This window comes from Mesorhizobium sp. WSM4816 (assembly GCF_055811535.1).
Genome location: NZ_JBVVQR010000012.1, coordinates 135,613 through 159,935 on the forward strand (window position 1 = coordinate 135,613; position 24,323 = coordinate 159,935).

Genomic DNA, 24,323 nt, shown 5'->3' on the forward strand with positions numbered 1-24,323 from the left:
ACCTCGACAGGCTACCTCGTGAGCCGGTGTGCCCGGGATAGGATCCGGCGGACCGCCTTCCCCGGGTCCCGCACGGTCATGAGCCGCCTCTGCCACCGCGGCAGTGCCGTCGGATCGTAACCGAACGGCGCGGCCAAGGGCAAGGGCACGTGGTTGTCTATGATATCCAGGGCGATCGCGGTGGTCGGTCCAGCAAAACGCGACAGGAGTTCGGAACGGATCGCCCGGAGAGCCGACGCGCCCGGCCAGGCGAGGTCGGTGTCCTGGACCGTGCGTTCATGGAGAGCTTCCGGCAGGGTCGCCGCCGACCAGCCGTCCAGCAGCAGCCGGTTGGCCAGATCCCAGAGATCGTATCCCCTCGGCATTCCGGTTCGGAACGGCGGGTCCGAACCGAGAGCCCCGGCACGAAAGGCGGTGGCGGGGGTCAGGTCGGGTCCGATGAGCTGATAGGCGGGTTCGGCGCACGGGGGTGCGCGGAGTTGCTCACGCTTGCCCGCTTGCAACGTCCAGACGGAGAGGATGGCCGCGTCCGGCCGGGCCTCGAAGGCCGAGCGGATCCTTTCGAGACAGCGCGGCTCCAATCGGTCGTGGTTGTCGAGGAACAGACAGAAGCCTAGGTCGCCGATCCCGCAGATTGCCTCGAATCCGGCATTCCAGGCCGATGCGCCGTCGAGGTTGGGCCTGTCGAGGACGAGGACCTCGATGTGATCCGGGCTGCTGTTCGCCGGGCCGGATCCGTCCGTGCATACGAGGACGATCACGCTCGCCATCGCCGTCTGGGCGGCGAGCGACGCAACGACGTCTCGCGCCGCCATGAGATGGGACGTCCGGACCACGATTCCTGCCCGGCCCCCAGGTCGCGCTTCCGCGGCAAGCGATCGAGCCGTCACGGGAAGCAGCGGCGAACGTGCGAGGGCACACGACTTTCGTGCGCCCCGAGCCGCCACATCAGACCGGAATCGTACATGACGCTCGACCGTCGCAGCATTGTCGCAAAGTTCGCGGACCGACGCGGCAGCAGCCAGTCCCATCGAGGCTTTGGTTTCCGGCGGTGTCGCGAGGCACCGCCGAAGAGCCTCGGCCAGCGAGTCGACCATCCCCGTCACCCCGGTGTCGCGGGCAAGCCAGCCGCTGCGGCCGTCCTCGATCATTTCGACCATCCCGCCGAACCGCGTGGCGATCACGGGCAGCCCCGCCCCCATCGCCTCCACGCACACGTTCGGGAAGTTTTCCCACCGGGATGGAACGACCGCCGATCGCGCCGCGGCCAGATGGCGCTTGAGCTCCTCCCGGGGCTTCGACCCGTGGAACCGGAATCGAGTCTGTTCGGCGCGATCGAGACGCCTCGTGAGCGTCGCCTGGAGATTGAACGTGTCTGCGCCGACAAAGTCGAAGCGCACGTCACGATCCTCGCGGGCCACCCTTGCGGCCGCCTGGACCCATTCGACGATCCCCTTGCGAGGCTCAAGCCGCCCGACGAAGCAGATCGAGCCCGACGTCCAGACCGCGGGCTCCCGCGGAAGAGGCTCGACTGATCCGACCGGAAGCGGAATGACCTCGATCGCGTCCCGCGGGACATCGAAGGCTCGGGCGCACTGGTCGGCATAGGTCCGGCTCGGACAGAGGAGGCCGTCCGCGGCACGGACGCAGTACTCCTCCATGCGCTTCATCAGCGTGTTGCAGGGCGTGGACGGCACGCCATTGTAGTACTGGATGAATTGCGTCGCGGAGTGCAGATGGACGATGCAGGGAGGCGCCTTCTTCGACCCCATTCCGAGCGCGCGGCGCAGCATGAGATAGTAGAGGGGTGCCTCCCATTCCTGTCCCTCGACTACGTCGATTCCTTCGTCGTCGATCAGTTGCTCCGCAAGCAGGGCTGCATGCCAGGCGAACCACTGGTATGGAAAATCGCTGTTCTTCAGACCGTTGAGTTCCCGCCCGCGCCGGTCCGGGTCCCGTACGCCCGCCGGGAGGTCGTCTTCGCCGATCCGGTGGATGACCAGCCGCCCGTCGCACCGGACCTCCGTCTGGGCAGGCGCCCCGGACCAGCGTTCGCCGATCACATGGACGACCTCTCCGCGCTCGGCCAGCAGTCTTGATATATTCGCGACATAGGTGCCGATTCCACCAGGCGCGTAGGCGGCGGGGGGAAATTCCCGGCTCACGATCAGGTGCTTCATGCCGCGCGCCCCGACCGGATAATCCGCCGGCACACTGGTTCGAGAGCGGCGGCTGCGTCCTCGTGCATCTCGGGGCTCGGGTAATACCAGTTCTCCGGCCAGGGAGCGGACGTCCAAGGGTCCGAGATCACTATCCTCTCGCCGCTGAACCGGTCGAACAGAGTCTGCGGCAGGCCCCGCGGTCCGACGCATGCGACGTAGTCGTCGCACATGCGTCTGATGGTCGCGACCATATCGGCGTTGACCAGTTGCGGGTAACTCGAGAACAACCGTTGCACGTTGCGGTAATCGTCTCGGTAAGCCGGTTCTCTTTCGGAAAACCAGAACAGTATCTTCGGAACTTTTATAAGCGAGAACAGGGTTTCATAGCTGTGACACCAGCTGGACCGTGTCTCCTGAACGATGCGCCTGACGTACCACTTCGAGTGCGTCTTCAGGAGGTCTGCGTAGGCTTCGTCGCAGCCGATCAATACCCCGTCGCTGCGGCGGCGGTAGTGTCCGACCCCTTGGCTCTCGAACAGCGAATTGCTCTCCGATCGTACGGACATCGCCTGAACGACGACGAAGCAGGCCTCGTTGAGGTATTTCGCCAGCACGTCCTTCATCAGGCAGAAATACAGGGCCCCTGCTCCCCCGTGGCTGATGTTTAGGATTGGCAGCCCGAGCCGCTCGCCCAGCAGTGTGGGATAGGGCTTCTGACAGAACCGGCCGAACGTCTGCGCCGCTCCCAGGAACACCGCGTATTCCCCTCTGCGCAGTTCGTCCGGTCGCGGCCCCCGGATGCAGAGCGGGCGGTGGGTCGACGGGTCGACGAGGCGTTCATCGAGGCAAAAGGTCTGGTAGTCGATGACTCGCCAGTCCGGCTCCTGGTATTCCGCCGCCATTTCCCAGAGCGTCCTCTCACTAAATGATCTTGTTCCCGTCGGGGTCGACTTCGCAGAACGCGCCCCATTCGGAATTCCGAAACGCCGCGCGGAGCTCCGAGAAGTTGGTGATCGCCTCCGAAAGCGGGACGGTTCTCTGCCTCACCAGCCTGGTGCTCGACCCGGGTTCGGCGCGGACCTCGAGGAAATCCAAGGTCCGCTCCATCTCCGCCTCTTGCGCCCGCACCAAGTCTTCATAGTAGATGTTGAGCTTTTGATGATCCCTAAACAGCGCGTCGCATTCCCGCTCGTGGCGCCGGACCTGCTCGAAGTGTTTCCGGCATTCCTCCGAATCCAGCCGGATAGGGTCGACCGTCCCGGCTGTTTTCCTGGTCGCCGACCACACCTGAGTTTTGTGCGCCAATCTCAGCGAAACGAACTGCGCGAGAATGTTCCTGCGCATCAGGTGAATGATCCTGATGTTCCCGTCGCCGACAATCAGCTTCCATACGTCAGAGAACGGGGCTTCCTGCGCGTGGTAGTAGAACAGCTTGAAGCCGACCGCACGGACGACGCGCGGCCGGGGGCCGAAGACGACGTCGTCGATGAAGGCCTGCGGGTCGGTTCGGTATCGGGACAGAAAGCGTCTATCGTAGGATCCGCCGAAGGGGCGGATGTCCCATCCGATCGCCTCGGGGGTCCGGAACAATTCGCCGAATGCGAGGACCTGACTGTTGCTGTTGAGGAGCTCCAGAAGCATCGTGGAGCCCGTCCGGGCGATGCCGACGATGACGAATTTCGTATAGTCGCGATGACCACCGATCGACCGCAGATCGAGGAGGGCCCTGTCCAGCCAGTCCTGGGCCGGCTGCGGCAGCCCGGCAGGCCGAAGCCACTTCATGCCGCCCCCTCCCGGTCGCCCCGGATATCCTCCGGGACCGTCTCGCTGCGCTGCGCGGCGAAGAGGCTGGCGAACGGCCCGGCGCTCTCGATAAGCAAGCCTGGCGTTCCCCTCTCCACCACGCGCCCGTCCTCCAGCATGACCACCAGGTCCGCATGGAGGACGGGTTCGATCCTGTGGGAGACGAAGATCACAGTCCGGGAGCGGGCAAAGGACTTCAGGAAAACCTGCAGTTCGTCTTCCGTGCGTCTGTCGAGGGCATTGGTGGCCTCGTCCAGCAGCAGGATCTCGGGGTCGCGGACCAGCGCGCGGGCGAGCGCGATCCGCTGGCGCTGGCCGCCGGAGATCTGCGTCCCCCGTTCGCCGACGACCGTGTCGTAGCCCGAAGGGAGCTGCCTGATGAACTCGTCGGCGCGGGCGAGGCGCGCCGCCTTGATGACGGCGGCGTCCGAAACCCCGTCTGCGCCGAACCGGATGTTCGCGCCGATCGTGTCGTCGAAGACGTAGGGATCCTGGTCCACGACAGCGATTCGCGACCGCCAGCTCTTCAGGTCGATTTTCGACAGCGGTGTCGCGTCGACCAGGACGTCGCCCCGGGTCGGGCGCTGGAATCCAAGAAGCACGTCGAGGAGCGTAGATTTCCCCGATCCGGAGGGCCCGACGATCGCCACCATCGTGCCCCGCTTGACTGTGAGGGACACGTCGGAGAGAACTGGACGGCTTGTCCCGGGATACTGCAGCGTGAGGTCCCTCACCTGAATGCCGTCCCGCAACGTGGTGAATGGCGTCCCGCCGTCAGGTGTGGAGGGCGCTCGGCTCGCCGCGAGCGCTTCACCCACGGCGACCACCGACCCATGGTGGCTAAGGAGATTGGCCTGCGCGGAAACGAGGGCGAGGATCCTGGGCTGCAGGCGCAGGAGGATCGCCAGGAACCCGACCAGCGTGGCCAGCCCGACGCCGGTATTGCTGACGAGAACGGCGATCACGGCGATCGCCGCCGATACGAGAACTTCGGTGACCGGGGCCGTGCCGGCCGAGATCAGCGCCATCCTGAGAAAGCGGCGGCGCACCAGATCCGAGCTCTTTTGGAACCGGAGGACTTCGGCCGCGGAACGACCGCAGATGTGGATCGTGCGTAGCGCGTTCAGTGACGACCAGGTCTGTTGAGCCAGCGCCTCGTTCGCGGCCAGGGCCACGCGGCTCATCCGCTTCACGCGCATGTTGATAAGATGGACCAGGGGCGGGATCAGGGCCGTACAGGCGAGAGCGACGGCTGAGAGTTGCCAGGACAGGAGGAAGAGCAGGGTCAGGAAGACGACTATCGTGGAAGTGCTGGTGACGATTGTGAACAGGCTGTTGATCGCGTCCGTGGCGCGCCACGTCTCGGTCGTGAGGACGTTCAGGAACCGTCCAACCCGCTCGCGCTCGAGTTCGGCAAGGGGGCGATTCAGGATCGACCGGAATACGCCGATGCGGAGCGCATGACTGAGCCGGCCGTAGAAGACGCAGAGGACCGCCATGTTGAGGTAGCTGATGGCGTTCTTCAGGATCAGTGCCCCGATAATAGCGACCAGCGCCGCGATGAGCGGCGAAGATACCGGCACGAAACTCAGGACCCATAGGACGAGGTCGATGGCGGGACCCTTCGACTGGACCCCGCCCCCCCCCTGCAGGGCCTCGATCAGGGGAATGATAAGGGCAAGGCTGATGCCCTCGAAAAGCGACGACAGCACGGCCAGCACGGCCATGATCGGCAGGAACCAGAAATGCCCCTCGGCCATGTTCGCTAGATGCCGGACACTGCGGATCTCGCGCTGGGTGCCGGGTATCCCGGGCGACAGCGATGTCACACGAACGGACCGTCCTTGCGACACGTCATGCGACATGGCTGCGGCCACGCGGCGCCGCCTCACGCGCGAGATCCGACAGGTTCGACAAATAGACCTCCGGCGCGTCCAGTCTCGGATCGGTCAGTATGTCGAGGAAGTCTTCGTGCTCGGGATGGGCCGGGGAATGGACCGCACGGGCGGCGAACTCCTCGGTCGTGAAGGTCCCCCAATCCAGGAGGCGATGAAAGCTCACCCGGTCGGCATGGAAGCGCCTTCCGAGCGCGAGGAAATCCGGCATCTCGCGATAATTGTTGCTTTGGACGGTCATGTGGAACTCGAGGTGATCCAGCGGACCGTTCACACGTAGTCCCCCGATCATTTCCAAACGGTTCAGCAAAATCTTGAAATCGCCGCCTCGCCTGTTGACCTTGTAGGTCTCCGGCCTGGCCGCATCGATGGAAATCGTAGCGCCACGCACCAGCTCCCGCGTCGATGCCGGGATCGACTCCCAGATGCGCTTCGTCCAGAGCAGACCGTTCGTGTGAAGATGGATCCGCTCGAGCTTCGGCATCCGGGCGCGGTCCATCGTCTGCAGCCACTGCCGGAAGAAGGGGCTGCCGAAGGGGTCCCCGGATCCGGTGATGTAGAGGAGCCGCGCGTCGGCGAGCGCTTGCGTCTCGAGCCGCTCCTGGATGTTCACGATAGCAACCGCGTGATCATTCTCCATGATGATCTGATTGCGGCAGGTGGGGCACGAGAGATTGCAGGACTGGTCGAAGCAGCAAATGATGTCGCTAGGCCCGTAGGGAAGGACCACCTTCTCTTCCAAGATCACCTCGAGCAGCTCCGGATCAGTCACGTTCTCGATGCGCTGGACGGGGCCATCGATGCGCTGCAGGTAGGGGCAGGCCTGCGTCTTGCAGTATCGGAACGAGTTGTCGAGGATCGAGCGCCGTATCGCCTGGGCATCCTTGCTGTTCCAGACTTCCTCGACCGGCTTTTCCGCCATGTTGCCGATGGAGCGTGTGATCCAGCTCTGGCAGCAGAAGAACACGTCGCCGCGTTCGCCTCCCCCGCCGAGCACCTCGAAGCGCTTGAACGGCTGCGAGCAGAACAGCCTCTCGGAATTTTTCGGGCGACCCCGCTGCGGCACCAAACCGGCAGGGGCGATCAGGCTAGCCGCCTTGCGAAAAAGGTTATCCAGCATGCGACCCCGCTGCGGCACCAAATCAGCAGGGGCGATCAGGGTAGCCGCCTTGTGAAAAAGGTTATCCAGCATGATGCCTCCACCAATCTTCGAGGAAGGCGGGTCTCAGAAATGACCCTGCTAGTCTTTCTCGCGAGATCGCAACCAAGTGATAAACGGGAATGATTGCTTCTGCAATCTTCGCTCCCGCTCAGCTTTTTTTTTGACCATATCGAGGTGTGGTTTGTTGATCTTTTGATCGGCCCAGTCCCAGAGATTCTCCCTAGCCCCGACCCGCCGAAAGAACGCCGTCACCTGAAACGCCTGAACAAGCTCCCAATCGTCTTCGCTCAGCAAGAAGTCGTAGAGTATGCGCACCGACGGCATGATGAAGTCGTCGATCGCCAGCATACCCCCGACCGGAACCCTCTCCTGGGTATAATACCAATCCAGTATCGGAAAGGGAAACCGGTGTGCTCCGTCTATGAAGACGAAATCCAAACGATCGGGAATGCCCCTCCCCGCCGGCAACGCGGTATCCGAGCTCTCCAATACGAATTTGAGGTCGCGTTCGATCCCAAGTCCGTCAAGATATTTTTCTATTCTTTCTGCCTGTGCTGCATCGGGCGTCACAGCAACATGGTGTGTGCCGGCGATGACGAACGCGGCCGTGGTCTGGCCCGCTCCGGTCTCCAACGTCGACATCCCCGGCTCGAGCTGCTCGACCAGGAAGCGCAGCACGGCAGGCGCAACCGACCAGTTGGCCGGTCGCCCGTCAGGCCACGCGTGGAAGCTCGGCCGGTCCGATAGGAGGGTCTCGATCGCAGCTTCCATCTGAGGGTCCAGTCCTCCTACGACCGTATTGTCTTCCGCCCGACTTAAGCAAATGCGTAGCCGTTCGGTGGCAATCAAGCGCCCGCCGCCGAGAATAGAGGCGGAGGTTCGCCATCCGGCCGCAAACCTTGATTGAAGGTGCAGATCCTCGTAGAACATCAAAGAGTTGCAGCAACTCGTCTAAACTTGCTTTGCGAAGCAGCCTTTTACTAAACCCAACTGATCCCGCAATGTAATCTGAGGGGACGAATGTTTGCAACCCGCTGGCGCTCCAATTAACAATTCGTGAACGGCAACCTCTTTTGGGTGATATCGACTCGTTACATTTTACGCTCCTTGGGCCGGTTGCGCTATGTTTAGCGCGGCATCGCGTCCATTCTCTCTCGGCGTTCGGGAAGGATGGCGATGTGCAAGGAACAACCGCGAGATTAGCCGAGGACGCGCTGACAGCCCGCTATATTGATGATTGGGTGATCGACTACTGGCCAGACGGCCAAGTGAGGTTGACGATCTCGCCTGTATATTTGCCAGGCTCTTGAGCGAGCCGGACTGCCGAATGTGAGATGGCTTTCCGATTTTACTACGGACCGGTCGCTAATCCGGCACTGGCTTTCGGCGGCGGATGCCTACGTCACCACGTCCCGCATCGAAGGCATGCCGGTCGCACTGCGGGAAAGCTTGGGTCGGGCGGCACGAAAGCGGATAGAGGAAAATTTCTCGGCTTGCCGCAGTCGCCGCCGCTCGCGATTGCTTGTTGACCATGCGGTAGGGCTCTTCCGCAAGAAAATCCTCACAACTGGCGGCGATACCAGGCCAGCGCCGTTTCGACGATCCGGTCGATTCCGGATTGCTCAGGCGTCCAGCCGAGTTCCCGGGCCGCCTTGCCGGCCGCGGCTACAAGCGCAGGCGGGTCACCTGCCCTGCGTGGACCGTAGGCCACGGGAAGGCGCGTTCCCGAAACCCGGCTCACCGCATCGACCAACTCGTTCACCGTCGTCCCGGTTCCGGTGCCGAGATTGTAGACGTGGACTCCCGGATCGCGCAGAAGCTTCTCCCCTGCCAGAACGTGCGCACGGGCGAGATCGGTGACGTGGATATAGTCCCGCACCGCGGTTCCGTCCCTTGTGTCGAAGTCGGTGCCATTAATGGTAAAAATCCGGCCTGACCTGACCGCCGCCTCCATAGCGAGCGGAATGACATGCGTTTCCGGTTCATGCCGCTCTCCGATCTCGCCGTCCGGATCACATCCGGCCGCGTTGAAATACCGGAGCACAACCGCGTTGAGGCCATGGGCGTCCGAAAGATTGTCCACCATTCGTTCTACGATGAATTTCGACCATCCATAGGGATTGATGGGCGACTGCGGATGCGTTTCATCAATCGGAGAACGAATCGGAACGCCGTAAGACGCGCAGGTGCTCGACAAGATCAGCTTGTCGACGCCGATCTTCAGCATTTCCTCGAGCAAGACCAGCGTCCCAAAACTGTTATTTCGGTAATAGAGTTCCGGGCGCTCGACGGACTCGCCGACATAGGCGTAAGCGGCGAAATGCGCCACCACATCCGGCCGATACTGGTGCAGCGCTGCTGCCACCGCTGCACCGTCGCAAACATCGCCCTCGACCAGCGGTCCCCATTTGACCGCATCGCGCCAGCCACGCGAGAGGTTGTCATACGCAATGACCGACCAACCGGATTCGGCGAATGCCTTGCAACAGTGTGAGCCGATATAGCCCGCCCCGCCAGTGACCAAGACTGTTTTCATTCGGCTGCAGCGGACCGAGCGGATCCCGATGAGACCAAGTCATCGAAATAGGCAATGGTCGTGACGAGACCGTCGCGCAATGCGATTCTTGGCTTCCAATTGAGCTCGCGCAAGGCACACCCGATATCAGGCTGTCGCTGCCTTGGGTCATCGACGGGCAAAGGTAAAAACCTGATCTCGGATCGGCTTCCGGTAAGTTCGATCACGAGATTGGCGAGTTCGAGCATCGTGAATTCGACCGGGTTGCCGAGATTGATCGGGCCGGTAACATCGTCGGCCGTGTTCATCAGGCGAACCAGACCGTCGATGAGATCGTCGACGTAGCAAAATGAGCGTGTCTGCTCGCCGGTGCCGTACACAGTTATCGGCTTGTTTTGCAGTGCCTGCATGATGAAGTTGGAAATGACGCGGCCGTCGTCCGGACGCATCCTCGGACCGTAAGTGTTGAAGATGCGCGCTACCTTGATCCGCAACCTGTTCTGCCGCCAATAGTCGAAAAACAGGGTTTCGGCACACCGCTTGCCTTCGTCGTAACAGGAACGGGGACCTATCGGGTTTACCCTGCCCCAATAGTCCTCGGTCTGCGGGTGAATCTCGGGATCGCCGTAGACTTCAGACGTGGACGCCTGAAGGATCTTTGCGCGAACCCGCTTGGCGAGCCCCAGCATATTGATCGCCCCATGGACGTTGGTCTTTGTCGTCTGGACCGGATCGAACTGATAGTGAACCGGGCTTGCCGGGCAAGCAAGGTTGTATATTTCATCAACTTCTACGTAGAGCGGAAATGTCACGTCGTGGCGAATGATCTCAAAGGATCTGTTGTCGAGCAAATGCGAGACGTTTCTCCGACTTCCTGTGAAGAAATTGTCGACGCATACAACCTCGTGGCCTTCAGCAAGCAACCGCTCGCATAGGAACGATCCCAGAAAACCTGCGCCCCCTGTCACCAAGACTCGCTTAGCCTGCTGCATGTTTGGGATCCTCACGCCAGTTCTTCACGCGATCGAATGCGCAAAGCCCTAGGGCGAGGATAGGAAAAAAAAGCTGCGCCGAAAACACAAAATGTTAACGGACCTGAAATAGTCGCGTGAGTGCGCGGCGCACGATCCATGAAAAAGCCCCTTTTGCCATTCTTTGACGGTTTTCGTCCGAACCTCAGCCTACCGGCAATCGACATTTGGACGTGAATGCGCTGCGTTGCATCATGATCATAATAAAAGGAGATGGGTCCTGCACAGTCTTGACCCGGCTCCTATCGCTGCCGATGAACACCTCGCGACTGGGGGTCAAAAGCTGACATAGGCGATGTCCACTTTCGACCCCCTGCGTCCTCTCTCCGCTACGCCGGTTGCAACTCCCTGCGCGGCAGCCGCGGGAAGGCGATCGCCACCGCCACCGCGCCGAGCCCGACAAGGGCCGAGCCGATGAACAGCCAGGAATAGCTGGCATAGGCATCGAACACCATGCCGCCGGCGAGCGGGCCGAAGGCCATGCCGATGCTGGACAGCATGGTGACGGCACCAAACACCGTGCCGAGGATGCGCTGGCCGAAATATTCGCGCGCCAGCACCGCATAGAGCGGCATCACGCCGCCATAGGTGGCGCCGAAGATGACGGCGAGCGTGTAGAATTGACCAAGCTCGCTGACCGCAAGATAGGCTCCGATGACCACGGACTGTATCGCCAGACCGGTAATCAGCACCGGCTTGACCCCCAGCCGGTCGGCAAGCACGCCGTATAGAAGCCTGCCGCCTAAGCCCGCCAGGCCCTCGATGCTGTAGATGCTGACCGCCGCCATCGGCGCTATGCCGCACAGCATGGCATAGCTGACCATGTGAAAGATCGGTCCGGAATGCGCCGCGCAGCAGGCAAAGAAGGTCAGTGCCAAGACGATGAATTGCGGCGAGCGCAGCGCCTGTGGAACCGACATGCCGGTATCGTTGGCGGCAATATCGGCGGCGGCGTCTTCAGCGGCAGGCTTGGGCGGCTGGCGCACCAGCAAGGCGGCCGGCACCAGCAGCGCCCATGCCGCGACGCCGATGACGAACATGGCGGTGCGCCAGTCATAGGCCGTGATCAGCCATTGCGCGAAGGGCGAGATCGTCATCGGCGCCACGCCCATGCCCGCCGAGACCAGGGAAACGGCCAAGCTGCGATTGGTGTCGAACCAAGCGGCGGTCAGCGCGATCATCGGCGCGAAGAAGGCGCTTGCCGCGAGGCCGACGAGCACGCCATAGGTGATCTGGAAGACAAGCAGCGAGCCGGTGCGGCTGGCCAGCACCAGCGCCAGCCCGAGCAGCACCGCCCCTGTCATCACGACAATGCGAGCGCCGTAGCGATCGTAAATGGCGCCCCAGGCGAAACCGCCGAGACCCATCACCAGGAAGTTCAGCGTCATCGCGCTCGATATGCCGGCGCGCGACCAATCCGTGTCGAGCGCCATCGGTTCGAGGAAGATCGCCAGCGAGAACATCGCCCCGAGGGCGACGCAGGTCATCAGGGCGCCAGCCGCGACGATGACCCACCGATAGGAAATGCGCATATTTTTCTCCCGAGATCGTTTGGACACGGCGCGACTTCTTTCAACTTCGTCTCACCGCTTGCGTCCGAAGGACGACGGCGACATTTCGAATCCTACAATCCGGTTGCATTTTTTATCCAGTCAGGAAATCGCGCCATTCAATTGCTCCATTGCATTGACCGTGTACCGTCCTGAGCTAGATTTCCAACCTGGCGATCAGGAGCTGTCAGGCATGGAACTTCATCGCGGCCGTCTCATCGACCACGTCCAGCTGGTGGTCAGGGATCTCAAGGCCAGCCGCCGCTTCTACGAGGCGGTTTTCAAGGTGCTCGATATTCCGATCGGCGGCAGCGCCGAGGATTATTTCTGGGCCGACGAGCTGTTCGTCTCCAGCATCGACAGCCCTGCGGCCAGCGGGCAACTGACGGGGCGCCACCACTTTGCCTTCCAGGCAAAGGACCGCGCGATGGTCGACGCCTTCTACAAGGCCGGCCTCGATGCCGGCGGCACGGACAATGGCGCACCCGGCGAGCGGCAGCACTACCATCCCGGCTACTATGCCGCCTTCCTGCTCGATCCCGACGGCAACAACATCGAGGCCGTCTTTCACGGGCCGGCCAACCGCAGCGTGGCTTCGGTGCAGATTACGTTCTGATGACCGGGTGACCCGGGCAAGATCTTGCTTGCGACGGCGTCGGATCGACTGCGTGTGCCATCCCGCCCGCCCTATCGCGTCGGCGCCGCCATCTGGCTCGCCAGGAAGTCGGCGAACAGCCGGGCGCGGACCGGTAGCTGTCGCCCATACGCATGGACAATGTGCACCGGCATGGTCGGCATCGCCACCGCCGGCAGAATGCGGACCAGACGGCTGGCGTCGAGATCGTCCTGCACGGCAAACTGCATCAGATGCGCGATGCCGGCTCCGGCAAGCGCCGCTTGCCGGATGGCGCCGCCGTCGTCGGTATCGAGCCGCCCATTCGGCACGATTACCGTGCCGTCGGCCAATGTGACGGGATAAGGTCGGCCGGCCATCTGGTAACGGACGAAGTCGTGGCTCTGCAAATCCGATCGAGGCCGGCCGGCCGCGCCGTTCGACGTAGGTCGGCGATGCCACCAGCACGATCGGCAGATTGGCGATCTTGCGCGCGATGAGCCGGGTGTCCGAGAGCGCCCCCATGCGCACCGCAACGTCATAGCCTTCGCGGATCAGGTCGGCGTGGCGGTCGGTGACGCTGAGCTCGAGCTTCACCTCGTCGTGTTGAGCCAGGAACGCTTGCGCCCATGCGGCGATCAGGCCGCGCCCAAGTTCGACGGATGCCGTGACGCGCAGCAGGCCGCGTGCCGTATCGGCCATCTGGACGATGTCCTCGGCATCATCGAGCGCTCTCAGCAAAGGCGCGACTCGCTCGTAATAGGCGAGGCCTTCGCTGGTCAGTGCCAGCCGGCGCGTCGAGCGCTGGATCAGCCGCACGCCCAGGCGCCGCTCGAGCCGCGCCACGCTCTTCGACACCGCCGACGGGCTGGAGCCGACCAGCCGGCTGGCGGCATGGAACGAGCCGGCATCGACCGTGCGCACGAAGGCGACGAGACCGGCGGTCTTTTCGAGGATGGTGGTCATTCAAGAATTCCAGGCACGAAAGAACCGATCGAGGTAATCCTAATACGCTATCCGATCACTATTAAGTACCGCTCATCATCGACAAAGGAGAGATTTGATGAGCAAGCTGAACGGTAAGGTCGCCATCGTCACCGGCGCCTCCAAGGGTATCGGCGCCGGCATCGCCAAGGGTCTTGCGGCGGCCGGTGCCGCGGTGGTCGTCGACTGCATTGTCCCGGGAAGGTGCGGACCGCGTCGTTGCCGAGATCAAGGACGCAGGCGGCCGGGCCGTTGCCGTCCACGGCGACGTGTCGCAAGCGGCCGACGTGCGCCGCCTGTTCGAGGCCGCCAAATCGTCGTTCGGCGCGGTGGACATCCTGGTTAACAACGCCGGCGTCTTCGCATTCGAGCCGCTGGAAGCGGTGACTGAGGCCGAATTCCACCGTGAGTTCGACACCAATGTGCTGGGCACCATCCTGACCATCCGGGAAGCGGTGAACCATTTCGGCGCCGGCGGCGGCAGCGTCATCAACATCAGCTCGGTCGCCAGCGTTAACCCGCAGCCGAACTCGCTGGTCTACGCCGCCACCAAGGGCGCGGTGGATTCGATCACGCTGTCAATGTCGCGGGAGCTTGGCGCCCGCAACATCCGCGTCAACGCCATCGCTCCGGGTGGCGTCGACACCGAAGGCCTCCAACGCATCGGTATCGTCGGCAGCGAGTTCGAGAAGCAGGTCATCGCCATGACCCCGCTCGGCCGCTTCGGCCAGCCCGACGACATCGCCCGCATCGCAGTGTTCCTCGCCTCTGACGAGGCGGCCTGGCTGACTGGCGAACGCATTACTGCCTCGGGGGGCTGGCGGTAGGCATCTGATCACAGCGGCAAGAGGGCGTTCGGCTTGACGTCGGCGATGGAGGCGAAAGTGTGCGTTTCGCGCACGCCGGGCAGAGGCAGGATGACCCGCTGCAGGAAATCCTGGAACACCGCCATATCAGCGATCCGCGCCTTGACCAGATAATCGAAACCGCCAACCACCATATGGCACTCCAGAACCTCCGGAGCTTTCGCCACGGCTTCGGCGAAGCGATCAAAGACATGCGGCGCCGTGTGGTCAAGCCGGACCTCGATGAACACCAGCGTTCCCCGGCCGACCTTGCGCGGATCGAGCACCGCCCTGACCGCGGTGATGAACCCGTCGCGGAACAGGCGCTTCACCCGCTGGCTGGCTCCGGTCGGCGACAGCCCGACACGCCCGGCAAGATCAAGCGTCGTCCGGCGCCCGTCTTCCTGCAGCAGCCGGAGCAGGCTGCGGTCTATCTGGTCGAGGTCGTCCATTTTCACAATCCACTCTATCTCAGGGATTTGTGTGCTGATTTCACGCAGAGATGTCAGAATCAACGTATTTCATCACATAAAACCTCGCAATAGCCTGCCCTTCCCTCACCCACTCAAAGCAAACGTGGTGAGCCGATTTCGACAAACAAAAGGAGTGCAAGATGACCAAGGAAGCGTTCAGCCCAGCCGGCAGGAGTGCGGCGGAAATCAGCAAGGGAGCGACCGAGATCCTGGTGCTGAGCGAAGTCGACGTCATGGCGTGCATCGATCTCAGCCAGCTTCTCGATGTTCTGGAAGACGGCTTCAAGGCGCTGTCACAAGGCAAGGTCGTCAATCCACCCCGACCACAGCTCAACATCCCAGGGGCCGGCTACAGCCTCGCCATGCCGGCCTGGATGGAGGGCATGAACCTGACCGTCAAGGTCGTCAACGTCTTCGAAGGCAATTTGGCCAAGAACCTGCCCAGCCACCTCGCAACCATCAGCCTATTCGATCGGCTGTCCGGCCTGCCGGTCTGCATCATGGACGGCACCTTCATAACCGCGGTGCGAACCTCCGGCTCCGCCGTGCTGTCGGTGCGCGCGCTCGCGCGCCGGGACGCCAGGATAGCGACAGTGGTCGGCGCCGGCGTGCAGGCCAACCAGCACCTGCATCTGTTGCCGCTGGTGCGCGACTTTGCCGAAATCCGGGTCGCTTCGAAGAGCTTCGACGATGCGGCAGCGCTTGCCCGGCTGCATCCGTCGGTGGTGGCGCTCGCCGACCTCGAGGCGGCAGTGCGCAGTTCCGACGTGGTGTGCCTGGCGACGCATTCCTACGAGCCGGTGATCGAGGCAGACTGGGTTCGGCCGGGCACGCACGTCTCGTCGGTCGGGGTGGCACCACCCGGCGGTGAAATGCCGATCGAGCTCATTGGCAAATCCAGTCTTTTTGTCGAGACCAGGGATGCGTTCGAACCGACCCCGGTCGGTTCTTGCGAGCTTGCCGGCTTCGACCCGGATTTCGGCACTGAGCTTGGCGCCATGCTGCTCGACCGCGCGCCGGGCCGTGTTTCGGATCAACAGATCACCACCTACAAAGCGATGGGCATTGCCATGGAAGACATGGTCGCCGCCGATCTCGCCTATCGTTGCGCCAAGCGTCTGCGCAAGGGAAAGCTCATCGTGCTGTAGGCGTGCCGCGAGCCAGGCGGGATCGACGTTGCTGACAATGGCGCTTTCGCGGAAGCGGCCGGGCTAAAGGGCGGTCCCTCAGGCCGGCACACGCTTCAGCGCCTGCGCCATGCAGTGAATACCGCCGCCGGTCTTCGAGATTTCGCTCATGTCGACCGCCGCTACTTCGAAGCCGCGCGCCTTGAGCTGGCCGATCAGCGTCTGGCTCGACGTCGGCGCAATCACCCGGTCCTTGCCCAACGACATGAAGTTGCAGCCGAGCGCCATCGTGTCCTGGAACGGCACGTCGATGATCTCGTGGCCCTTGCCCTTCAGCCAGTCGACGACGCCAGGCTCCGTGCAGGCGAGGCAGACGGCGGTGAGCTTCTCGGCGATCGGCACCACCATCAGGTCGATATGGACATAATATTCGTCGATGAAGGCAATGCGGGTCTCCCAGCCCTCCTTGTCGAACCAGGCTTGGACCTGGCGCGCGCCCTCCTCCTGCGTGCGGGCGCCGCCGCAGCCGATCAGCACCACGCCGTCCTCGATGACGTTGAAGTCGCCGCCTTCGAAAGTGCCCGCGGTGACCATGTCGTAGATCGGGATGCCAAGCTTCTCATAGGTGCGGATCGCCGCATAGTTCTCGCCGCGCCGCCACCATTGGGACATCGCGGTGATGATGGCGCCATACGGCGTCATGACGCTGGAATCGCGCGAATAGACCTGCATCGGCAGCTCCGACGTCGGCTCGTGCCAGTAAATGTTGACGCCGAAATGCTCATAAGCGGCAACCAGGTCCTTGTGCTGCGCCTGCGCGATCTGGACGTTGCACGGCGCCTCGCGCAGATGCTTGCGCGACAGCGAGCTGGTCGAGAGATGGCGCAGGAAATTCGGCGAACCGAGCAGCACGTCGGTCAGGACATCGGTCTCGTTGGCAAAGCCCCAGGCGGTCAATGGCTTGGTGCCGCCGGCCGGATTGCGGCGCTGCAGTGAGAACGGCTCTGCTACGATGCGGTCGTGAACGGTCATGGCATTCTCCTGGCTTCGAGTGATCACGCGGCTTGCGGGTTGCTTGGTATCCACCAGTCCCGTCCGCGCGGGGTGGTGACATATTCCGGCCAGCGGAAATGGATCGGCGGGTCATAGTCGCAGAGCGGCGCCAGCCAGTTGCTGCCGCCAATGCCGCCGCCGGTGCGGGCGACGAATTCGTCCATCGCCGCATCGCGGGCCGCCTTGTCTTCCAGCAGGTGAAGGGCTGCCAGCGCAATCGTCTTCGACGCGCAGGCAACCATCGGATCGATGGTGGCGGAAATGCCGCCCAGCGCGTTCATCGCCCAGGACGGATAGGCATGGCCGATCTGCGAACGCAGCGCCGGGCGGGCGACGTAGAACCGCGCCGTCGGCGTGTGCCACGACATGTCGGTGTAATCATCCGAGGTCGAATTGAGCTGCGACGGCGGCAGGTCGCGGCGCAGCAACGCCTCCGCCTCCTCAGGCGCAAGCAGCTGCTCCAGCTCGGCGATGAACGGCTCGTCAGTCGCCGCGCCGCCGGCATTGACCTGGATTTCGCGGGCGATCGCCTTGGCCGCCTCGTCCCAGCGCGGCGGCCCGACCGTCGACAGCGCCTTATAGGCGATGCCTGACATTGCGTGATTGGCGAGCCCCGGCCGCGATTTGGACACCCAGTGGCGCTCATGGCGGCAGCCGCTCATTTTCGCGGCGGCTTCCGCATTGCGGTCGAGCACGGCGGTCACCTGCTCGGCCATCGCCAAGGTCGGCACGCGGATCATGTACTGGATCTCGGCCAGCCCCGCCGGCAAATTATCGGCGGTCGCCTGCCCCGCCGTCAGGATCGCCTCGCTGATCGACCAGCCGCCCTGATGCGGCAGCATGGAATCGCGCAGCGCCTTGGACGCCATGTACATCATCATGAGCGCGTCGTTGGCGCCGGGTGCCCTGACCGCCGAATGCGCCTGCGGAATCGGTGCACCATCGCTTGCGCGAACCCAATTTTCGGGTTCGTCGCACACAAAGCGGTAGATCATCGCATAGGCAGCGCCGCAATGCGTGTCCCAGCGCGCCGTGTTGCAGAGCGGCAGCATGTAGAAGGGATGGAAGGAGATCATGCCGGCCAGCCCGTCATAATAGCCCTTCGCCGCATGAATCGGCTTCGATCCCCGCACCTTCTCCGCCGGCTCGCCGGTGAACCGCAGCGTGCCTGATATGCCGTGGCGCTGCATCGCCGCTTTGGTCGCCAAAAGCCCGCCCAGGCTGGCAATGCCGAGGCCGGAATGCGGATCGGTGTGGCCGCCGGCCTCAGCGCCTAGACCCGGACGCGGACGTCTCACGGTCGCCGCATCCTGGCAATTGCCGGGCACCGCGTCATACTCGGCATACATGCCGATCGTCGGCCCGGCGCCGTTGGTCCAATGGGCGCAGAAGGCGGTGGGCATGCCGCCAGAGCCTTCCTCCACAGAAAAGCCTTCGTGCTTCAGACGTTCCACACACCAGGCGGCCGACTGGTATTCGCGCCAGGCGGTCTCGCCGAAATCGAAGATCGTCCGCGTCCATTCCGACAGCGACGGCTGGATGTCATCCAGACAGGCAAGCGCGGTCGCTTGGGCCGAGTTCGTCACCGGTTCCTCCATGGACGAGAAGAAAGCAGTGAAGCGCCTCGCCAAAAAGTGATATGTTTTCCCGGCTCATGCAAATTCGGTTCACCTCTTGAGAATTCCATCGACGCAGGCGCTGCGCGCCCTCGACAGTTTCGCCCGCCACGGCAGCGTCTGGCGCGCCGCCGACGAACTGCATCTGACCCGCAGCGCGGTCAGTCATCAATTGCGGCTGCTCGAGCGCGATCTCGGCTTCGATCTGCTCGAGCGCATCGGCAAGGGCGTGGCGCTGACACCGCGCGGCCAGCGTTACGCCAGCGACGTGCGCAAAGCGCTGACGGTGCTCGGCGATGCGGTAACGCGTCATGCCGGCACCGGCGTCGGCGGCTCGTTCAGCGTCAGCTGCACGCCGGGCTTCGCCTCGCTGTTCCTGTGCACGCACATAGGCGAATTCCGGCAAATGTACCCCGATGTCGCGCTGCGCATCCTGACGCCGCGGCGGCTGGACGACGTCAGCAATGCCGAGGCCGACGCCTTCATCGCCTTCGGCGTCGGCAACTGGCCGAACCGCGCGGTCGAGCTGTTGTGCGAGATCTCGTTCACGCCGCTGTGCAGCCCGACGCTGCTCAACAAGATCGGCGGGTTTTCCAGGCCGGCCGACGTGCTGCGCGCCAATCTCCTGCATCTCGGCGATACCGAGGACTGGGCGCGCTGGCTGGCGCTGTCGAAGGTCGAGAATCCCGACACCGAGGGCGGCATCTTCTTTTCCGACATGAACCTGGTCTTTTCGGCCGCCATCGCCGGCCAGGGCATCGCCATGGGCGACGAACTGACCAGCCGCCGGGCGCTGAGCGAAGGCCGGCTGGTGCGCCCCTTCGACATCGCAATCAGTTCGCCACGCTCGTATTTTCTCGTTTCCGAGCATGCCAAGGCGGCGCATCCGGTGCTGGAGGCGTTCGGGAGGTGGCTGAGGTCGAAACTGTCGGAGAATAGAATCCATCCGTATTGAGCGGGACGATGAAGCGCCAATCTCCCCCCTCGTGGGGGAGATGCCCGGCAGGGCAGAGGGGGGCGCGAAGGAACGCTAGCTTTTCCAGCAACTCTGAAACCAGCGATGGACCGCTCCAAATAGTTGATAGGCTGCCGGGACAGCGCCCCCCTTTGTCCTGCCGGACATCTCCCCCACACGGGGGAGATTGGCAGCTCGAGCGTCCCGCTCGCATCTCCCATGTGAACAACAGATGAATCAAATTTGCCGATCAAGCGAAAACTATTCGGTTGCGGTGAGCCGCGGGCCTGCCTACGATTTCAATCACATTGAGGACAAGGCAGGATGCAGCAACCCGGCCGTGCCGCAGAGATCAAGGCAATCGGGATCGGCAAGAGCTTCGGCTCGTTCCGTGCACTGGACGATCTGACGCTCGATATCGGCCGCGGTGAGTTCCTGACCCTGCTCGGGCCGTCGGGTTCGGGCAAGACCACCTTCTTGATGATCCTTGCCGGTTTCGTGCAGCCGACCGACGGCCGCCTTTACAGCGACGGCGTCGATATCACCGAGCGGCCGGCCGAGCAGCGCGCTGCCGGCATGGTGTTCCAGGGCTATGCCCTGTTCCCGCATATGAGCGTCGAGGCCAACATCGCCTTCCCGCTCAAGGTGCGCAAGAAGTCGGCGGCCGAGATCAAGCGTCGCGTCGGTGAGATGGTCGATCGCGTCGGGCTGAAGGGCCACGAGAAGAAACTGCCGTCGCAATTGTCCGGCGGCCAGCAGCAGCGCGTGGCGCTGGCCCGCGCCTTGGTGTTCGAGCCGGGTGTGCTTTTGCTCGATGAGCCGTTCTCGGCGCTCGACAAGGGCCTGCGCGGCCAGATGCAGGCCGAGATGAAGCGGCTGCACCAGGAAACCGGCACCACCTTCGTCTTCGTCACCCATGATCAGAGCGAGGCGCTGGCGCTATCGTCGCGCGTCGCCATCTTCAACCACGGCGAGTTGCTGCAGGTCGGGGCGCCTGACGAGGTCTACGACCGGCCGGCCAACCGCTTCGTCGCCGAGTTTCTCGGCGAGATCAACATGCTGCCGCTGAAGGGCGTGCGCAACGCCGACAACGGCGCCACCGGCCTGTGCGAAGACCGCACCATCACTCTGCGCGGCAATGCAAGCGCCGTCGGCAGCAACGCCATCCTGGCGATCCGGCCCGAATACATGTCGATCGCCCCCGAAGCGACAGCCGGCGAGAACGGCATCGCCGCGACTGCGGTCGCCTCGACCTATCTCGGCGCTGCGACGCGGCTCGATCTCACGACGCGCCAAGGTGCCAAGGTGACGGTCTCGGTGCCGAACGAGGTCGCCGCTTCGGCACTCAGCAAGGGCAATTCCGTATGGCTGACATGGCCTGCGGAAAAAGGTTTCCTCCTTCCGGCCGGAGGACAATGACGATCGGCGTGGCGAAGCTGAAATTCGCCAGGCTGGCTTTCGGGAAATATCAACGACAAAAAAGGGGAACTGACATGACAAACAATTCAGAGATGAGCGACACCAGGAAACACGCCATCGAGACACTGTCCGCCAGGGCGGTGCGCGGCGAGATCTCGCGCCGGCAGTTCACGCAGCTGGCTGCGCTCGTGCTGGCCGGCACGCCGATGCTGCTGCGCTCGACCGGCGCCTTCGCGCAAGCCAAGGAACTGGTGCTGGTCAACTGGGGCGGCGACGCCATCACCGCCTATGACGCGGCCTATGGCCAGGCGTTCACCAAGGAGACCGGCATCACCGTCAAGATGGACGGCTCCGGTCCGACCGAGGGTGCGATCGCCGCACAGTTCAAGAGCGGCGCCCCGACCTGGGACCTGGTCGACGTCGACCCGTTCTCGGCGATCACGCTCGGCGCGCAGGGCATGCTCGAGCCGATCGACTATTCGATCGTCGACAAGAACAAGATGCGGCCTGGCTTCGGCTGGGAGCACGCCGCCTCGACCTATTTCTTCTCCTATGTCATCGCCTATGATTCCGAGAAATTCGGCAGCCAGGCACCGACCGGTATGGCCGACTTCTTCGACGTGACGAAATTCCCCGGCAAGCGCTCGCTCTACAAATGGGGCGTGTCGAGTTGGGAAGCGGCACTGCTCGCCGACGGCATCGCGCCGGCCTCGCTCTACCCGCTCGATCTCAAGCGCGCGCATGACAAGATCGCCGCCTTCAAGGAGAATGTCGTTGCCTATTGGGGTGGCGGCGCCGAAAGCCAGAGCGTGCTGCTCGACGGCGAGGCCTCGATGGCCATCGTCTGGTCGACGCGAGCCTCGCTGATCGAGCAGGATTCCGGCGGCAAGATCAAATTCATCTGGGACCAGGGCCTGATCTCGCCCGGCGCGCTCGCCGTGCTCAAGGGCAATCCCGGCGGCAAGGACGCGGCGATGAAGTTCATTGCCAGCGCCCAGGATCCGGAGAAGCAGCTGATCATGTTCGACAAGCTCGGCCAGGGCCCGGCCAATCCGGCCACCGACGCGCTGATCCCCGCCGACAAGAAGCGCATCAACCCGGTCGACCCCGAAAACATGAAGAAGCAGATCCCGCTCGACATGGAGTGGTACGCCAAGAACTACGGGGCCGCACTCGACGAATACACGAAGATCATCTCCGCCTGATAGACCGGGATAACCGGGGCCGAGATGAAAGCATATCTCTCCGACAGGATGGGCGCGGCGCTGCTGATGGCGCCGCTTCTGCTGTTCCTTGGCGCCGCCTATGCCTGGCCATTCTTCGGCGTCGTCAATTGGAGCTTCACCCTGCCCGAGCCGGGGCTCGGGCAATATGGCACACTGCTTAGCGACCCGCTGGTGCAGTCGGTGTTTGTCCGCACGCTGCGCATCGCTGCGATCGTCACGATCGTTTCGGTTGCTGCCGCCTACGCCATCACCGTGGTGTGGGTGCGCGGCACGCCGGCGCAGCGGGTGATCGCCGAGTTCTGCATCCTGGTGCCGTTCTGGATCTCGGTGCTGACGCGCGCCTTCGGCTGGGTGGCGCTGCTTTCCAATCGCGGCCTGTTCAACACCTGGCTGCAGGCGATCGGCTTCATCTCGGAACCGCTGACGCTGGTGCGCAACGAATTCGGGGTCATCGTGGGCATGACGCATTTCCTCATTCCCTTCGCCGTGTTTCCGCTGGCGTCTTCGATGCGCAGCCTCGACGACCGCGTGCTGCTGGCGGCGCGCGGGCTCGGCTCCAGCCGCATGCGCACCTTCTGGTCGGTGTTCGTGCCGATGACCCGCTCCGGCATCATCGGCTCGGCGCTCATCGTCTTCGTCTTTTCGCTGGGCTTCTTCGTGACGCCGGCGATCCTTGGCGGCGGCCGCAGCGTGATGGTCGCCGAGCTGATCTATCTGCGCATCTTCCAGAGCCCGGATTGGGGGCTGGGGGCGGCGATCAGCGTCGTGCTGGTGCTGTTCGTCGGTACTCTGATGGCGCTGCTGTTCCGCTATGTCAGACCGAAGCAGCTGATCTGATGCCGACCTACCGCCCCGGCCCCGTCTCGCTGATCCTCGCTGCACTGGTGGCGCTGTTCCTGCTGTTGCCGCTGCTCGCCGTCATCCCGGTGTCGCTGACGCCGACCCGCATGCTGGCGATGCCGTCCGGCGAATTGTCGCTGCGCCACTACCGGGCGCTGATCGAGGATCCGCGCTGGATCAATTCGATCCTGCTCTCGATCAGGATCGGCGTCGTCAGCAGCGCCTTTTCCACCGTGCTGGCGCTGTGCTTCAGCCTCGGTGTGTGGATGTTCCAGCCGCGCTTCACCGCCGCGCTGGTCGGCTTCGTACTGCTGCCGATGGTGGTGCCGCCGGTGGTCTCGGCGATCACGCTCTACTTCCTGCTGACCTCGATCTCCGGCGTCTCTTCGTTCTTCGGCTACGACACCTGGCTCGGTGTCGCCATGGCGCATGCGGTGATGACGGTGCCCTTCGCAACGGTGCTGATCCTGGTGTCGCTCAGCCAGCTCGACCGGCGCATCGACCTTGCCGCGCGCGGCCTCGGCGCCACCGTGTGGGAGCGCGCCACCCGCATCATCATGCCCAACATCAAATTCGGCATCGTCACTGCCGCCCTGCTGTCCTTCGTGCTGTCCTGGGAAGAGATCGGCGTCACCCTGTTCATCACCTCGGTCAACGCCATCACGCTACCCAGGCTGATGTGGATGGGCCTGCGCGACAACATCGACCCGGCGATCGCCGCCCTCTCGGTGATCCTGATCATCATCACGGTGCTGGTGCTGGCGGCGCGCAGTGCCGTGGTCAGGCTGCGCGTGGGGCAGTAGGGCGACCGAAGCGGAGCGCATATCCCGCTCCTCGATAGTTGGCGGGACAGCGCCCCCTCTGGCCTGCCGGCCATCTCCCCCACTTGGGGGGAGATCGGCAGCTCCGGCGACGGCTCCCTCCTTCGGCGGTAGTGATTGGCGAAAGCGGAGATGACGGCCAATCTCCCCCCAAGTGAGGGCTTTGCACGGGGGCCGAAGTTTGGCGCAGATGGCGCATGGGGCGTTTTTTGAAACGCAATCAGGCGACATTG

At 63.4% G+C, this 24,323-nt stretch carries 20 protein-coding genes and 2 pseudogenes; 8 read left to right on the forward strand and 14 right to left on the reverse strand.

Going from position 1 to position 24,323, the window contains the following annotated elements:
• Window positions 1-11: 11 nt before the first annotated feature.
• The 9 genes from AC0L3H_RS15730 to AC0L3H_RS15770 form a co-directional block, all read right to left on the reverse strand.
• Entirely contained in the window at window positions 12-2,180 is a 2,169-nt protein-coding gene (locus AC0L3H_RS15730) for a glycosyltransferase (RefSeq protein ID WP_473586066.1), read from the reverse strand.
• Window positions 2,177-3,064: a DUF6473 family protein gene (locus AC0L3H_RS15735; RefSeq protein ID WP_473586067.1), complete on the reverse strand. Its 888-nt coding sequence runs from the start codon at window positions 3,062-3,064 to the stop codon at window positions 2,177-2,179. Before AC0L3H_RS15735 ends, AC0L3H_RS15730 begins: the two co-directional genes overlap by 4 nt.
• Window positions 3,065-3,083: 19 nt before the next feature.
• Complete coding sequence (locus AC0L3H_RS15740; protein WP_473586068.1) at window positions 3,084-3,944, reverse strand: Stf0 family sulfotransferase; 861 nt, start codon at window positions 3,942-3,944, stop codon at window positions 3,084-3,086.
• Window positions 3,941-5,842: an ABC transporter ATP-binding protein gene (locus AC0L3H_RS15745; RefSeq protein ID WP_473586069.1), complete on the reverse strand. Its 1,902-nt coding sequence runs from the start codon at window positions 5,840-5,842 to the stop codon at window positions 3,941-3,943. Before AC0L3H_RS15745 ends, AC0L3H_RS15740 begins: the two co-directional genes overlap by 4 nt.
• Entirely contained in the window at window positions 5,820-7,052 is a 1,233-nt protein-coding gene (locus AC0L3H_RS15750) for a radical SAM/SPASM domain-containing protein (protein WP_473586070.1), read from the reverse strand. Before AC0L3H_RS15750 ends, AC0L3H_RS15745 begins: the two co-directional genes overlap by 23 nt.
• A 48-nt stretch (window positions 7,053-7,100) precedes the next feature.
• The gene (locus AC0L3H_RS15755) at window positions 7,101-7,952 is read right to left on the reverse strand and encodes a class I SAM-dependent methyltransferase (RefSeq protein WP_473586071.1); all 852 of its coding nucleotides are present in this window, start codon (window positions 7,950-7,952) and stop codon (window positions 7,101-7,103) included.
• A 631-nt stretch (window positions 7,953-8,583) separates the two neighbouring features.
• Complete coding sequence (gene galE, locus AC0L3H_RS15760) at window positions 8,584-9,558, reverse strand: UDP-glucose 4-epimerase GalE (RefSeq protein ID WP_473586072.1); 975 nt, start codon at window positions 9,556-9,558, stop codon at window positions 8,584-8,586.
• A complete protein-coding gene (locus tag AC0L3H_RS15765) occupies window positions 9,555-10,529 on the reverse strand; it encodes a UDP-glucuronic acid decarboxylase family protein (protein WP_473586073.1) in 975 nt (324 codons plus the stop codon). Before AC0L3H_RS15765 ends, galE begins: the two co-directional genes overlap by 4 nt.
• Before the next feature lie 368 nt (window positions 10,530-10,897).
• Window positions 10,898-12,100 carry an MFS transporter gene (locus AC0L3H_RS15770; protein WP_473586074.1) on the reverse strand — a complete coding sequence of 401 codons (1,203 nt, stop codon included), beginning with the start codon at window positions 12,098-12,100 and terminating at the stop codon, window positions 10,898-10,900.
• Between the two features lie 202 nt (window positions 12,101-12,302).
• Here AC0L3H_RS15770 and AC0L3H_RS15775 point away from each other — a divergent pair, with 202 nt between their 5' ends.
• Window positions 12,303-12,734 carry a VOC family protein gene (locus tag AC0L3H_RS15775; protein ID WP_473586089.1) on the forward strand — a complete coding sequence of 144 codons (432 nt, stop codon included), beginning with the start codon at window positions 12,303-12,305 and terminating at the stop codon, window positions 12,732-12,734.
• 71 nt (window positions 12,735-12,805) lie between these two features.
• Here the strand turns inward: AC0L3H_RS15775 and AC0L3H_RS15780 are convergent, their stop codons facing one another.
• Together AC0L3H_RS15780 and AC0L3H_RS15785 are read right to left on the reverse strand one after the other, a co-directional pair.
• On the reverse strand, window positions 12,806-13,141 hold the full coding sequence (locus tag AC0L3H_RS15780) for a LysR substrate-binding domain-containing protein (RefSeq protein ID WP_473586075.1): 336 nt from the start codon (window positions 13,139-13,141) through the stop codon (window positions 12,806-12,808).
• A 70-nt stretch (window positions 13,142-13,211) separates the two neighbouring features.
• Window positions 13,212-13,697, reverse strand: a pseudogene (locus AC0L3H_RS15785) (LysR family transcriptional regulator); the annotation flags it as partial.
• Window positions 13,698-13,794: 97 nt separating this feature from the next.
• Here AC0L3H_RS15785 and AC0L3H_RS15790 point away from each other — a divergent pair.
• A pseudogene (locus AC0L3H_RS15790) lies at window positions 13,795-14,542 on the forward strand (SDR family NAD(P)-dependent oxidoreductase).
• Between the two features lie 8 nt (window positions 14,543-14,550).
• Here the strand turns inward: AC0L3H_RS15790 and AC0L3H_RS15795 are convergent.
• On the reverse strand, window positions 14,551-15,012 hold the full coding sequence (locus AC0L3H_RS15795; RefSeq protein ID WP_473586076.1) for an Lrp/AsnC family transcriptional regulator: 462 nt from the start codon (window positions 15,010-15,012) through the stop codon (window positions 14,551-14,553).
• A gap of 161 nt (window positions 15,013-15,173) precedes the next feature.
• Here AC0L3H_RS15795 and AC0L3H_RS15800 point away from each other — a divergent pair, with 161 nt between their 5' ends.
• A complete protein-coding gene (locus tag AC0L3H_RS15800) occupies window positions 15,174-16,181 on the forward strand; it encodes an ornithine cyclodeaminase family protein (protein WP_473586077.1) in 1,008 nt (335 codons plus the stop codon).
• Window positions 16,182-16,259: 78 nt separating this feature from the next.
• Here the strand turns inward: AC0L3H_RS15800 and AC0L3H_RS15805 are convergent, their stop codons facing one another.
• Both AC0L3H_RS15805 and AC0L3H_RS15810 read right to left on the reverse strand, forming a co-directional pair.
• On the reverse strand, window positions 16,260-17,192 hold the full coding sequence (locus tag AC0L3H_RS15805) for a dimethylarginine dimethylaminohydrolase family protein (protein WP_473586078.1): 933 nt from the start codon (window positions 17,190-17,192) through the stop codon (window positions 16,260-16,262).
• Between the two features lie 23 nt (window positions 17,193-17,215).
• Window positions 17,216-18,811 (reverse strand): zinc-binding metallopeptidase family protein, encoded by a 1,596-nt coding sequence (locus AC0L3H_RS15810; RefSeq protein WP_473586090.1) that lies wholly within the window; start codon window positions 18,809-18,811, stop codon window positions 17,216-17,218.
• Between the two features lie 76 nt (window positions 18,812-18,887).
• Here AC0L3H_RS15810 and AC0L3H_RS15815 point away from each other — a divergent pair, with 76 nt between their 5' ends.
• The 5 genes from AC0L3H_RS15815 (at window position 18,888) to AC0L3H_RS15835 (ending at window position 24,072) form a co-directional block, all read left to right on the forward strand.
• A complete protein-coding gene (locus AC0L3H_RS15815; protein ID WP_473586079.1) occupies window positions 18,888-19,784 on the forward strand; it encodes a LysR substrate-binding domain-containing protein in 897 nt (298 codons plus the stop codon).
• A 324-nt stretch (window positions 19,785-20,108) separates the two neighbouring features.
• Window positions 20,109-21,203 carry an ABC transporter ATP-binding protein gene (locus AC0L3H_RS15820; RefSeq protein WP_473586080.1) on the forward strand — a complete coding sequence of 365 codons (1,095 nt, stop codon included), beginning with the start codon at window positions 20,109-20,111 and terminating at the stop codon, window positions 21,201-21,203.
• A 92-nt stretch (window positions 21,204-21,295) separates the two neighbouring features.
• On the forward strand, window positions 21,296-22,408 hold the full coding sequence (locus AC0L3H_RS15825; protein WP_287238778.1) for an ABC transporter substrate-binding protein: 1,113 nt from the start codon (window positions 21,296-21,298) through the stop codon (window positions 22,406-22,408).
• A gap of 24 nt (window positions 22,409-22,432) precedes the next feature.
• The gene (locus AC0L3H_RS15830; protein WP_023799168.1) at window positions 22,433-23,266 is read left to right on the forward strand and encodes an ABC transporter permease; all 834 of its coding nucleotides are present in this window, start codon (window positions 22,433-22,435) and stop codon (window positions 23,264-23,266) included.
• Window positions 23,266-24,072, forward strand: a complete 807-nt coding sequence (locus tag AC0L3H_RS15835) for an ABC transporter permease (RefSeq protein ID WP_473586081.1) — start codon at window positions 23,266-23,268, stop codon at window positions 24,070-24,072. The genes AC0L3H_RS15830 and AC0L3H_RS15835 overlap by 1 nt, the downstream gene beginning before the upstream one ends.
• Window positions 24,073-24,323: the final 251 nt, after the last annotated feature.

Excerpts from the sequence above, each read along its gene's own strand:
- AC0L3H_RS15730 (WP_473586066.1), bottom strand. The coding sequence starts at position 2,180 with ATGAAGCACCTGATCGTGAGCCGGGAATTTCCCCCCGCCGCCTACGCG.
- AC0L3H_RS15735 (WP_473586067.1), bottom strand. The coding sequence starts at position 3,064 with ATGGCGGCGGAATACCAGGAGCCGGACTGGCGAGTCATCGACTACCAG.
- AC0L3H_RS15740 (WP_473586068.1), bottom strand. The coding sequence starts at position 3,944 with ATGAAGTGGCTTCGGCCTGCCGGGCTGCCGCAGCCGGCCCAGGACTGG.
- AC0L3H_RS15750 (WP_473586070.1), bottom strand. The coding sequence starts at position 7,052 with ATGCTGGATAACCTTTTTCACAAGGCGGCTACCCTGATCGCCCCTGCT.
- AC0L3H_RS15755 (WP_473586071.1), bottom strand. The coding sequence starts at position 7,952 with ATGTTCTACGAGGATCTGCACCTTCAATCAAGGTTTGCGGCCGGATGG.
- galE (WP_473586072.1), bottom strand. The coding sequence starts at position 9,558 with ATGAAAACAGTCTTGGTCACTGGCGGGGCGGGCTATATCGGCTCACAC.
- AC0L3H_RS15765 (WP_473586073.1), bottom strand. The coding sequence starts at position 10,529 with ATGCAGCAGGCTAAGCGAGTCTTGGTGACAGGGGGCGCAGGTTTTCTG.
- AC0L3H_RS15770 (WP_473586074.1), bottom strand. The coding sequence starts at position 12,100 with ATGCGCATTTCCTATCGGTGGGTCATCGTCGCGGCTGGCGCCCTGATG.
- AC0L3H_RS15795 (WP_473586076.1), bottom strand. The coding sequence starts at position 15,012 with ATGGACGACCTCGACCAGATAGACCGCAGCCTGCTCCGGCTGCTGCAG.
- AC0L3H_RS15800 (WP_473586077.1), top strand. The coding sequence starts at position 15,174 with ATGACCAAGGAAGCGTTCAGCCCAGCCGGCAGGAGTGCGGCGGAAATC.
- AC0L3H_RS15805 (WP_473586078.1), bottom strand. The coding sequence starts at position 17,192 with ATGACCGTTCACGACCGCATCGTAGCAGAGCCGTTCTCACTGCAGCGC.
- AC0L3H_RS15810 (WP_473586090.1), bottom strand. The coding sequence starts at position 18,811 with ATGGAGGAACCGGTGACGAACTCGGCCCAAGCGACCGCGCTTGCCTGT.
- AC0L3H_RS15820 (WP_473586080.1), top strand. The coding sequence starts at position 20,109 with ATGCAGCAACCCGGCCGTGCCGCAGAGATCAAGGCAATCGGGATCGGC.
- AC0L3H_RS15825 (WP_287238778.1), top strand. The coding sequence starts at position 21,296 with ATGAGCGACACCAGGAAACACGCCATCGAGACACTGTCCGCCAGGGCG.
- AC0L3H_RS15830 (WP_023799168.1), top strand. The coding sequence starts at position 22,433 with ATGAAAGCATATCTCTCCGACAGGATGGGCGCGGCGCTGCTGATGGCG.
- AC0L3H_RS15835 (WP_473586081.1), top strand. The coding sequence starts at position 23,266 with ATGCCGACCTACCGCCCCGGCCCCGTCTCGCTGATCCTCGCTGCACTG.